At 49.4% G+C, this 11,379-nt stretch carries 6 protein-coding genes, 3 tRNA genes and 3 rRNA genes; 6 read left to right on the top strand and 6 right to left on the bottom strand.

What is annotated here, in order from left to right:
• Positions 1–287: 287 nt before the first annotated feature.
• Positions 288–644, top strand: coding sequence for a hypothetical protein (locus DXZ20_RS16385; protein WP_163699302.1), 357 nt, complete (start codon positions 288–290; stop codon positions 642–644).
• Here the strand turns inward: DXZ20_RS16385 and DXZ20_RS16380 are convergent.
• The 5 genes from DXZ20_RS16380 to glyQ form a co-directional block, all read right to left on the bottom strand.
• On the bottom strand, positions 610–1,779 hold the full coding sequence (locus DXZ20_RS16380) for a site-specific integrase (RefSeq protein ID WP_006518787.1): 1,170 nt from the start codon (positions 1,777–1,779) through the stop codon (positions 610–612). The two genes, DXZ20_RS16385 and DXZ20_RS16380, sit on opposite strands and share 35 nt — an antisense overlap.
• Positions 1,780–1,907: 128 nt before the next feature.
• Positions 1,908–1,994 (bottom strand) — tRNA-Ser (locus tag DXZ20_RS16375).
• Between the two features lie 71 nt (positions 1,995–2,065).
• Positions 2,066–3,568 (bottom strand): ComEC/Rec2 family competence protein, encoded by a 1,503-nt coding sequence (locus DXZ20_RS16370; protein WP_163699301.1) that lies wholly within the window; start codon positions 3,566–3,568, stop codon positions 2,066–2,068.
• A gap of 109 nt (positions 3,569–3,677) precedes the next feature.
• Positions 3,678–4,166: a DUF4079 domain-containing protein gene (locus tag DXZ20_RS16365; protein WP_163665878.1), complete on the bottom strand. Its 489-nt coding sequence runs from the start codon at positions 4,164–4,166 to the stop codon at positions 3,678–3,680.
• A 39-nt stretch (positions 4,167–4,205) separates the two neighbouring features.
• On the bottom strand, positions 4,206–5,129 hold the full coding sequence (glyQ, locus tag DXZ20_RS16360) for a glycine--tRNA ligase subunit alpha (RefSeq protein WP_006518790.1): 924 nt from the start codon (positions 5,127–5,129) through the stop codon (positions 4,206–4,208).
• Positions 5,130–5,685: 556 nt separating this feature from the next.
• Between glyQ and DXZ20_RS16355 the strand changes: the two genes are divergently transcribed.
• The 5 genes from DXZ20_RS16355 to rrf all read left to right on the top strand — a co-directional run bounded on the left by DXZ20_RS16355 (position 5,686) and on the right by rrf (position 10,653).
• Positions 5,686–7,174 (top strand): 16S ribosomal RNA (locus DXZ20_RS16355).
• Positions 7,175–7,289: 115 nt separating this feature from the next.
• Positions 7,290–7,363: transfer RNA gene (locus tag DXZ20_RS16350), tRNA-Ile, on the top strand.
• 5 nt (positions 7,364–7,368) lie between these two features.
• A tRNA-Ala gene (locus tag DXZ20_RS16345) sits at positions 7,369–7,444 on the top strand.
• Between the two features lie 173 nt (positions 7,445–7,617).
• Positions 7,618–10,434, top strand: a 23S ribosomal RNA gene (locus tag DXZ20_RS16340).
• Between the two features lie 102 nt (positions 10,435–10,536).
• Positions 10,537–10,653, top strand: a 5S ribosomal RNA gene (gene rrf / locus DXZ20_RS16335).
• Together the 16S, 23S and 5S rRNA genes with 2 tRNA genes alongside form the textbook arrangement of a ribosomal RNA operon.
• Before the next feature lie 158 nt (positions 10,654–10,811).
• Here the strand turns inward: rrf and DXZ20_RS38735 are convergent.
• Positions 10,812–11,126, bottom strand: coding sequence for a hypothetical protein (locus tag DXZ20_RS38735; RefSeq protein ID WP_431732101.1), 315 nt, complete (start codon positions 11,124–11,126; stop codon positions 10,812–10,814).
• Between the last annotated feature and the right edge of the window lie 253 nt (positions 11,127–11,379).

Below are 11,379 nucleotides of genomic sequence, written 5' to 3'. Positions count from 1 at the left end.
CTGCCACAACGTAGATACTGACGACTTCCGAGGTTTTGCTGCCCACTACTCAGGCACTCTTCAATAGTTAGAAAGGATCAGCCTAAAAACCGTAGTCAGCCCAGCTCAGCGCAGGATATGTGCTTCTGATTGAATGATCGAATATAATTGACTGAACGATCAATCACTTGTTTTCTGCTTACCAGCTGCTGAGTCAGAATTCAACCACTCTGCCCCTTTTTCCTGTAGCCCAAAGTATTCCAGGCTAACCGTTTTAGCGGTATAGCTCAATTATCAACGCGCGTATTATGCCTAGAACCCTCGCCGCCCTCGAACAGCGACTGGAGTTATTAGAAACTCGCTACACTCAACTAGAAGAGCGGCAAAAATGGGTTGAACGCATCTTCGAAAGCTATGGCATCCGTGGCCTCTGGCTATCCCCCGCCAAAGCATCACCCCTATTAGGCGTCAGCCGAGATCGCATCATGGCCGAAATCGAACGGGCAGAAAAACTCCGCATCTTCGAAAAGCCCAGCGATGCTGAATACGGCGTCCACTATCGCAATATCCAGGACCCCAGCGTCGCAACCTCCACCTGGCAGGTCCACGTAGCTAACTTTGACCGCCTGCTTATGATTCCACCCGATCAGCGCCTGATTCCCTAACCCTCTGCTCAGCCCGCTTCATCCGCTCAAATACCTGCTGATGCTGCACCTCACTAATCGCCTGGTGATACGTCTGGGTCCTAACCGCCACACTATGGCCCGCCCATTTCGCTGCAATGGCATCCGGTACCCCTAGCAACGCCGTCCGAATACACCAGGCATGTCTCAGCGCATAGGGATTATGACCAATCCCAATTTCCCGAAACCGTTGCGAAACCTTCTCCCCCAGCTTGCCATTACTGCGCCCTTCTCGCTGAATATTCGGATACCGTACATTCCACAGCTTGAACGTAGTCCGCCAACTAGCCGGACAGGGATACACCAACCGCGTCCCCGTCTTAGTACTATCCGCCACCCTCAACACCTCAGTGTCAGGCGTAAACCGCTCCACATCAATATGAAACACTTCATGGGGCCGTAAACCATAAGTCGCAATCATTCCGTAAATCCATTGCCAGCTAGGATTTTTCAGCGACTTCCATATCTCAACGATCTGCTCGTCAGTCGGTAAGTCCTCGGGCAGTATCTTCTTTGGGCTATACCCCTGTTTCAGAGATTTGAGCTCGGCTTGGAAGTTGGTTAAGTCTGTGGTTGCGATCGCATCCTGCTTCTCCATAAACTTCGCCAGTCTACCGTAAGCCATACAGTAAAATTCCCGGCTACGAGTTCCCGGTTTAGACCCCTTCAAAATCTCAGACCGCAACAGATCCAGCGTTAAAACCCTCTCCTGCGGCAGACGCTTAAAAAACAACCGATAGTTCTGCTGATAAGAGTTTTCCTTAGTCAGCGTTCTAGGCGTAGACGCCCAGTGATCAGCCTCATACTTCTCAATCCACTCCGCCACCGTTTTCGCTGGCCTCTGCTTTCCCTTCAGGTATGGCCCCCAGTCAAACCGCCCCCAAAGCAGCTGACTGTCTATCTCCTGTGCCTTTGCCTTCGCCACCTTTAGCCCCGCCAACGAAGCATTACAATTCAGCGCCAGCTCCACCCGCTGCCGCTTCTGCTCTCCCGGTTTAGGTGGAAATGAATTCTCAGCCTTGCCCCGGACATAGAGTTTCCCACGACGCTGGCGCAAACTTACCTTTTCCAGCTGTTGGTTAAACCTTTGCAAGTGAGGGGTTAGATCAGTTTTCATGCTTCCTCAAGCGTGCCCCAGAACGGCACCCATAACAGTGCATCAATCACCTGTTTTCAGCTCAAAAAAGCTGTGTTGAGGAAGTTCTTCTCTATATATTAGCTATAGCCGAAAGCTTTGCTATTCAACGGAGAGGGGGGGATTCGAACCCCCGATGAACCTAAGCTCATAATAGATTTCGAGTCTACCGCATTCAACCACTCTGCCACCTCTCCAGGGACCTATTCAATTAGGTTCGCCCATATTTTGAGCTTGTTTATTCTACACCGAGGCGAACATTCCAGACCTAGACTTCCTGATTTCGACGAGCTAGCCAAATGGTAATGCTACCGTAGAGGCCATAGGCTAATACTACGAGCCAAACAGATATATTTCCGATAGTGACTTGGTTTCCTGGTAATTGGTTAAAGGACTTCACTAAGGTAATTAAAAGCTGTAATGGTATAGCCAAGAGCCATGCGATCGCACCCCCCACTAAAGGCCAAATCAAACTAACCATTGCACTGATAAATCCACCTAAGCTAATGACTGTGACCAGTGGCGTAGCAAAAATATTTAAAACAATGCTGTAGGACGGAACAGTGCCAAAGTGATAGAGCTGTAGCGGTAACGTCCAAATATAAGCTGCGATGGGAACCGCTAGGAGAGTTGAGATCGCGCTGGGCAACCAATCCAAACGTTTGGCTAGGGCAGTAGCCATGACTATTAAACCCAGGGTAGCCATTACACTTAGCTGAAAGCCGATATCCCATATCCAGCGAGGGTTCCAAACCAATAATAAAAAGACAGCTACCCCTAAACAAGCCAAAGGTTTGACCTTGCGTTCTAAAGCTAACCCCAGCATGGCCCCAAGACCCATAATGGCCGCGCGCATTACGCTGGCCTGCAAGCCTGTCAGGCCTACATAAATAAACAGAGCAATGCTACCGCCGATTGCTTGAGTGCGGTTCGAGTATCTTTTTAATAACGCCAATACCATCCCCAGGACGAGTGCCACATGAAAGCCAGATGCTGCCAGAGTATGAGCTAAACCTGCTGTGATAAACGCATCTCGAATATCGTAGGGTAAATCAACAGCCCTACGGCCCAACACCATGGCACTGACTAAATGACCTTTAGTATCACCAAGCCAGCGAGCTTGAGCATTAGCAATCCGCTGCCGCACCTGCCAGAGCCCATGTTTAGACTGTTCTGTGTTGGCTAAGTCATCAATATAGTTAGCACTCAGTCCAGCAAAACTACCCTGTCTGGCTAAATAGGCTTTGAAATCAAATTCTTCTGTGGAGCTGGGTTCATATAGCCGACCGGTTGCTTTAATGGCTTGACCTGGATATAGATTGGCGCTGCGCTCAGGTAGAGCCGTGACATATAGTTTGCCGCTAGCAGGCTGTCGACTAATATAATCTGCCTGCTCAGAACGGTTTTGGACTCCATGGGGTTTGAGCCAAAACTTGTGTTTACCGTTACGGTTGAGCTGGGGGAGTGATGTGACTTCTCCATAGACGCTGTAGGTGCCAGGGGCATAGCGGCTGATATCGTCAATTTCAGGTTGTGGAATGCGCCATAGGCAGTAAATGGCTCCGATCAGACCGATGATTCCGGCAAATAGCCACTGACGCCCTGTGGGGCCTAATCGCCATTGTTTTGGTAGCCAAATGCTTAGGACTAAACTAAGCATTAAAAGACCGTAGCCTGCAATAGGCTGGTTGGATTGACTAACAGCGATACCTGTGGAGAGCAGACCTAAAATGTAGCTTAGGCAGATAACAATGAATCCCCAGGGTGTCATGGTAGTTGAGTAAGAGACAACGTAAAAAGCGCTGCCTCAACTCGTTAGAAGCAGCGCCTTGGGTTATCGTTCCCCAGCTATTGGCAGGAGTAAGGTCTTTGGATGTGGGTTAGATGGACAACCCCAGCTTTAATCCTAAAGCGGCGTGGACGACCATAAGGGCTACAGCGGCTGTACCGATATAAGCATGGGCATTTCTGAGAGAATCTTGACCGCCACCAAACTTACTCATGGAAATGGCACCGTTGAGACCGAGCAATCCAAGCACCGCTGACCCTGTCCAGAAATGTGGGCTTTCTAGAATAGGCTGGCCTTGCATAACTAGGGATAGAAGCCCCCCGGTATAACCCATCCCAATAAATGTAGTCATCCACAGAGCTACTTTCTTATGGAATTTGCGTACAGGCATAGAACCCATGGTGGCGTCTGGCGCACCGGTACGAATTTTCCAGCCTGCAATGGCGGCACTGCTGCCCATGGCAAAGACAACAATAGCCATCATGGCGGGATGACCCCAGTGGGTAATGGATTCTGGTAAGCCAAACTGAGCAAACCAGGCGGCAATCGGTTCTAAATACGCTCTTAAGCTAGACGCCATAATCAAATATTCCTAACGCGTTTGTTATCTGCCCTTATTTTAGGCAGGTACGGCGTTTTCTTTATGGCTTGTTGCCTGTGAATTTTCCCTATTGTCATCATTTAATAGGGGAAAGCCGAGTTTCTCGCGTTGTTCATAGTAAAGCTGAGCAACTTTACGGGCGAGTGAACGGACCTGACGGATATAACGGGTGCGCTCGGTGACTGAGATGACGCCACGGGCATCTAATAAGTTAAACGTATGGGAGCACTTGAGGACAAAGTCATAAGCGGGCAGTACAAGTTCTCGCTCCATCAGCTGCTCGGCTTCTTGCTGATATAGGTTGAACAGGTTCAACAATAGCTCTGGACTTGAGGCTTCAAAGTTATAGGTGGAGCATTCAATTTCACCTTGCATGTGAACATCGCCATAGGTGACGGTATCGCTCCATTGGATTTTTGCGATCGCATCCACCTCTTGCAGATACATCGTCAATCGCTCTAGACCATAGGTAATCTCAATGGACACCGGTTTACAATCCAGACCACCACACTGCTGGAAATACGTAAACTGAGTTACCTCCATACCATCTAACCAAACTTCCCAGCCAACGCCCCAAGCACCAACCGCAGCATCTTCCCAATTATCCTCCACAAATCGAATATCATGATCCTCCGGTTTGATACCCAATGCCCGTAGGGATTCTAGATACAGATCCTGAATGTTGCCAGGAGAGGGTTTGATCAGTACCTGGTACTGATAGTAATGCTGATAACGATTTGGATTTTCCCCGTAGCGACCATCAGCTGGGCGACGACAAGGCTCAACATAAGCGACAGACCAAGGCTCTGGGCCAATAGCCCTCAAAAACGTGTGAGGGCTTTTAGTCCCTGCCCCCTTTTCAGTGTCATAGGGCTGAACAATCAAACATCCCTGCGCCGACCAAAACTCATGCAGCGTAGCAATGACAGACTGAAAATTCACCGCGCTTTCCTCGAATCATATATATGTCCGTCACATTCTCCTCTGAAGTGAGGAAAAAACCTAGTACCTATCGCAAAATCAGTTGATCAGTAGTTTTACCAATCCGTAAGACCCGTTCACATCTATAGAACTGGCCATTAACCAGCTCCTAAAACTCAATTCTGACGTCCGAAAAATTTGTATAAAAGGAGACGAAAAAATGTAGCGCTCGCCGTAGAAAATTGATTCAAAATAGATGAACGCCTTGCAGAACAAGGGAAATAGCTCAAAAAAATAAATTCACCCAAGGTGTTGACTTAGGTTTATCAGCTCGCTATATTAGTAAAGCGCTTGAGACGGGAGCGGCGAACACCGTAACCGAATCGAGTTAGAACCTAGACAAATCAATAGTTTGAGATTCTAACAAAATCCTGTTTAATTTCTTTAGTTTGAAATTGGTTAGACCTTATCACGAGGTTGAGGCCGATGTCAAACGACCGGATACTTAGATAACACTGAGTGTCAGGTCAACACTTGATGAATGAGTCTTGTTGCTTCTTTAGAGAGCAATGAGATTACCATGGAGAGTTTGATCCTGGCTCAGGATGAACGCTGGCGGCGTGCTTAACACATGCAAGTCGAACGAACCTTTCGGGGTGAGTGGCGGACGGGTGAGTAACGCGTGAGGATCTGCCCTTAGGCGGGGGACAACTTTTGGAAACGGAAGCTAATACCCCATATGGCGAGAGCTGAAAGCTTAATGTGCCTGAGGATGAACTCGCGTCTGATTAGCTAGTTGGTGGGGTAAGAGCTTACCAAGGCGACGATCAGTAGCTGTTCTGAGAGGAAGATCAGCCACACTGGGACTGAGACACGGCCCAGACTCCTACGGGAGGCAGCAGTGGGGAATTTTCCGCAATGGGCGCAAGCCTGACGGAGCAACGCCGCGTGAGGGAGGAATGTCTGTGGATTGTAAACCTCTTTTCTCTGGGAAGAAGATCTGACGGTACCAGAGGAATCAGCATCGGCTAACTCCGTGCCAGCAGCCGCGGTAAGACGGAGGATGCAAGCGTTATCCGGAATTATTGGGCGTAAAGCGTCCGTAGGCGGTCAATTAAGTCAGTTGTTAAAGACTGCAGCTCAACTGTGGGAGAGCAACTGAAACTGATTAACTAGAGTATGGTAGGGGTAGAGGGAATTCCTAGTGTAGCGGTGAAATGCGTAGATATTAGGAAGAACACCAGTGGCGAAGGCGCTCTACTGGGCCAAGACTGACGCTGATGGACGAAAGCTAGGGGAGCGAAAGGGATTAGATACCCCTGTAGTCCTAGCTGTAAACGATGGATACTAGGTGTTGTGCGTATCGACCCGTGCAGTACCGAAGCAAACGCGTTAAGTATCCCGCCTGGGGAGTACGCACGCAAGTGTGAAACTCAAAGGAATTGACGGGGGCCCGCACAAGCGGTGGAGTATGTGGTTTAATTCGATGCAACGCGAAGAACCTTACCAGGACTTGACATCCCTCGAATACCTAAGAAATTGGGTAGTGCCTTCGGGAGCGAGGAGACAGGTGGTGCATGGCTGTCGTCAGCTCGTGTCGTGAGATGTTGGGTTAAGTCCCGCAACGAGCGCAACCCACGTCTTTAGTTGCCATCATTCAGTTGGGCACTCTGGAGAGACTGCCGGGGACAACTCGGAGGAAGGTGTGGACGACGTCAAGTCATCATGCCCCTTACGTTCTGGGCTACACACGTACTACAATGCAACGGACAAAGGGCAGCCAACTAGCGATAGTGAGCTAATCCCATAAACCGTTGCTCAGTTCAGATTGCAGGCTGCAACTCGCCTGCATGAAGGAGGAATCGCTAGTAATCGCAGGTCAGCATACTGCGGTGAATACGTTCCCGGGCCTTGTACACACCGCCCGTCACACCATGGAAGTTGGCCATGCCCGAAGTCGTTACCCTAACCGTTTTCGGAGGGGGGCGCCGAAGGCAGGGCTGATGACTGGGGTGAAGTCGTAACAAGGTAGCCGTACCGGAAGGTGTGGCTGGATCACCTCCTTTAAGGGAGACCTACCGAATCGACTCCGAACGAATTTTTATTAGGAGCGATATTGGTCACTCTAGGTCGTGACAGGATTGAGGGAATTTCAAACTATTGTTTAGGTTGTATAGGCTGGGGCTATTAGCTCAGGTGGTTAGAGCGCACCCCTGATAAGGGTGAGGTCCCTGGTTCGAGTCCAGGATGGCCCACTGATGGGGGTATAGCTCAGTTGGTAGAGCGCCTGCTTTGCAAGCAGGATGTCAGCGGTTCGAGTCCGCTTACCTCCACCAAATATTGCCAGATTGGCAGAGATAGGAATAACTTCAGCACCCTGTTTAGGTCTGTTAAGAGATGGGCTAGGGGAATAGGCTGCTGGATTTAGGTCTAGCGAGAACCTTGACAACTGCATAGATTAGTCGAATAGGTAGTTCGACACAGAGAACCTTTAGTAAAGAGACTGAGAGGTCAAGCTACAAAGGGCTCATGGTGGATACCTAGGCACACAGAGGCGAAGAAGGACGCGGTTACCGGCGATATGCCACGGGGAGCAGGAAGCATGCATTGATCCGTGGGTTTCCGAATGGGGCAACCCTACGTACGGCCCACTGAATCTATAGGTGGGTACGAGCGAACGCAGCGAATTGAAACATCTTAGTAGCTGTAGGAAGAGAAAGAAAACTCGATTCCCTTAGTAGCGGCGAGCGAAGCGGGAAGAGCCTAAACCAATTCTTATCAGAGTTGGGGTCGTGGGACAGCGATATGGAATCTGGAGGATAGACGAATCACTTGAGAGGTGAACCAAAGAAGGTGAGAGTCCTGTAGTCGAAATTTGAAGGATACTAGCTGAATCCCGAGTAGGTTGGGGCACGTGGAATCCCGATTGAATCAGCGAGGACCACCTCGTAAGGCTAAATACTCCTGTGTGACCGATAGCGAATAGTACCGCGAGGGAACGGTGAAAAGAACCCCGGGAGGGGAGTGAAATAGAACATGAAACCATGAGCTTACAAGCAGTTAGAGCACGATTAAACGTGTGATAGCGTGCCTGTTGAAGAATGAGCCGGCGACTTATAAGCACTGGCAGGTTAAGTCGAGAATGACGGAGCCAAAGGGAAACCGAGTCTGATAAGGGCGATAGTCAGTGTTTATAGACCCGAACCCGGGTGATCTAACCATGTCCAGGTTGAAGCTTAGGTAACACTAAGTGGAGGACCGAACCGACTTCTGTTGAAAAAGGAGCGGATGAGGTGTGGTTAGGGGTGAAATGCCAATCGAACCCGGAGCTAGCTGGATCTCCTCGAAATGTGTTTAGGCGCAGCGGTAGTGATTATAGCTGGGGGGTAAAGCACTGTTTCGGTGCGGGCTGCGAGAGCGGTACCAAATCGAGACAAACTCAGAATACCCAGTGAATACATTGCCAGTGAGACGGTGGGGGATAAGCTTCATCGTCGAGAGGGAAACAGCCCAGACCATCAGCTAAGGTCCCCAAATCATCTCTAAGTGATAAAGGAGGTGAGAATGCTGAGACAACCAGGAGGTTTGCCTAGAAGCAGCCATCCTTAAAAGAGTGCGTAATAGCTCACTGGTCAAGCGTTCTTGCGCCGAAAATGAACGGGGCTAAGAGATGTACCGAAGCTGTGGACTTGATTTATCAAGTGGTAGAGGAGCGTTCTGTAGTAGTGAGAAGCATTAGCGAGAGCAGGTGTGGACGAAGCAGAAGTGAGAATGTCGGCTTGAGTAGCGAAAATAGATGTGAGAATCATCTACCCCGAAAACCTAAGGCTTCCTCCGGAAGGCTCGTCCGCGGAGGGTTAGTCGGGACCTAAGGCGAGGCCGAAAGGCGTAGTCGATGGATATCAGGTTAATATTCCTGAACTTTGTTTGTGGAGCATTGCAGGGACGCATGACAACTAGCTACACCCTAAATGGATTGGGAAGTTTCTACGGAAGCTGCGTAGTGAACGATAGTGCCTAGAAAAGCTGTGGATGTAATGAAGCGAACAGACCCGTACTGTAAACCGACACAGGTGGGTGGGTTGAGTATACTAAGGGGCGCGAGATAACTCTCTCTAAGGAACTCGGCAAAATGGCCCCGTAACTTCGGGAGAAGGGGTACCCCTTAACGGGGGTCGCAGTGAAGAGATCCAGGCGACTGTTTACCAAAAACACAGGTTTCTGCAAACTCGAAAGAGGAAGTATAGGAGCTGACGCCTGCCCAGTGCCGGAAGGTTAAGGAAGCTGGTCAGTCTTCGGATGAAGCTAGCGACCGAAGCCCCGGTGAACGGCGGCCGTAACTATAACGGTCCTAAGGTAGCGAAATTCCTTGTCGGGTAAGTTCCGACCCGCACGAAAGGCGTAACGATCTGGATGCTGTCTCGGAGAGAGGCTCGGCGAAATAGGATTGTCTGTGAAGATACGGACTACCTGCACCTGGACAGAAAGACCCTATGAAGCTTTACTGTAGCTTGGTATTGGGTTCGGGCTTTGATTGCGCAGGATAGGTGGGAGACATAGAACTAATGCTTGTGGGTGTTAGTGAGTCGCTGGTGAGATACCACTCTATCAAGGCTAGGATTCTAACATTGACCGTGACCCGGTTAGTGGACAGTATCAGGTGGGCAGTTTGACTGGGGCGGTCGCCTCCTAAAAGGTAACGGAGGCGCGCAAAGGTTCCCTCCGGCTGGTTGGAAATCAGCCTTTGAGTGTAAAGGCATAAGGGAGCTTGACTGCGAGAGTGACAACTCGAGCAGGGTGGAAACACGGCCTTAGTGATCCGACGGTACCGAGTGGAAGGGCCGTCGCTCAACGGATAAAAGTTACTCTAGGGATAACAGGCTGATCTCCCCCAAGAGTTCACATCGACGGGGAGGTTTGGCACCTCGATGTCGGCTCGTCGCAACCTGGGGCGGTAGTACGTCCCAAGGGTTGGGCTGTTCGCCCATTAAAGCGGCACGCGAGCTGGGTTCAGAACGTCGTGAGACAGTTCGGTCCATATCCGGTGCAGGCGTAAGAGCATTGAGAGGAGTCTTCCTTAGTACGAGAGGACCGGGAAGAACGCACCTCTGGTGTACCTGTTATCGTGCCAACGGTAAACGCAGGGTAGCCAAGTGCGGAGCGGATAACCGCTGAAAGCATCTAAGTGGGAAGCCCACCTCAAGATGAGTGCTCTCATGGAGTTAATCCAGTAAGGTCACGGGAAGACGACCCGTTGATAGGTTCTAAGTGGAAGTGCAGCAATGTATGAAGCTGAGGAATACTAACAGACCGAGGGCTTGTCCTATCAGTCAAGGGTTCTCATGGATGAACTCTTATTCGAACTAATACTAATCTATGCAGTCTTTCAGGGCTCTACTGAGAGATTAACAGTAAGCTCAATAGCTTTCCTGGTGCCAATGGCGGTGTGGTCCCACTCCGACCCATCCCGAACTCGGTTGTGAAACGCACCTGCGGTGAAGATAGTGAGGGGGTTGCCCCTTGTGAAAATAGCTCGGTGCCAGGGTCCTAATCTACAAAGCGCGTCATACTAATTGCAGTATGATGCGCTTTAGTTTTATTTCTGTGCTACATCAGGTTTCCAGAGCTTAACATTCAAAGCTAAGAACAGATATTATATTTGGTCATATCTCTTATGACTATCATGGGTTTGAAGAGTTATTCTCAACCTGATTTGTTCTGTTGGTCTTCATTGTTGTTCTCAGGATAGGTCTCATTTTCGGTATTGCCGTACATTTCGGCCAGTCTATCTTGCATATCTTGCAACCAGCTGACATGTTCACTCCGAATAATAGCCTCGGTACTGATCACCAGTCGTTCGCAGTTCTTAGAATTTTGTTTTTGATCTAGTGATAAGCTATTCCACCAGGCTTCGACATCATAAAGTCCATCTGCCGCCCGGTTATAACCAACCAGAGTTGCTTCTACACGCTTAAAGTCAAGATAATTGCTTAATGCACCTGTTAAGGCAACAGTGATAGCTACCCAGCTTTGTCATTTAACCGCTGCTAGCAAGGTTCCTAATCCCCCAAAAAATAAATACTTCCTTCTAAAAACTGTAGTTGTCGGTCTAGCTGTTGGCTTTTATTGCGATATCAAAAGAATTGCTCCTCTAGACGGTATCTCAGATAATCTTCGGCACTGAGATCTGAAAACTCATCGTCTGGAATAGAATTTTTTTCACTTAGTTTTTCGAGACCAAAAAGTTGATTCCATAGTTGCAGGAACAATT

Origin of the sequence: Adonisia turfae CCMR0081, assembly GCF_011009555.1 — a bacterium.
Classification (GTDB): domain Bacteria; phylum Cyanobacteriota; class Cyanobacteriia; order Phormidesmidales; family Phormidesmidaceae; genus Leptothoe; species Leptothoe turfae.
Note: the sequence above shows the minus strand (reverse complement) of the source record. Positions and strands in the feature narration are given on the sequence as shown.

Bases quoted from the DNA above. Each gene is read 5' to 3' on its own strand.
- DXZ20_RS16385 (WP_163699302.1), top strand. From the start codon at position 288: ATGCCTAGAACCCTCGCCGCCCTCGAACAGCGACTGGAGTTATTAGAA.
- DXZ20_RS16365 (WP_163665878.1), bottom strand. From the start codon at position 4,166: ATGGCGTCTAGCTTAAGAGCGTATTTAGAACCGATTGCCGCCTGGTTT.
- DXZ20_RS16370 (WP_163699301.1), bottom strand. From the start codon at position 3,568: ATGACACCCTGGGGATTCATTGTTATCTGCCTAAGCTACATTTTAGGT.
- DXZ20_RS16380 (WP_006518787.1), bottom strand. From the start codon at position 1,779: ATGAAAACTGATCTAACCCCTCACTTGCAAAGGTTTAACCAACAGCTG.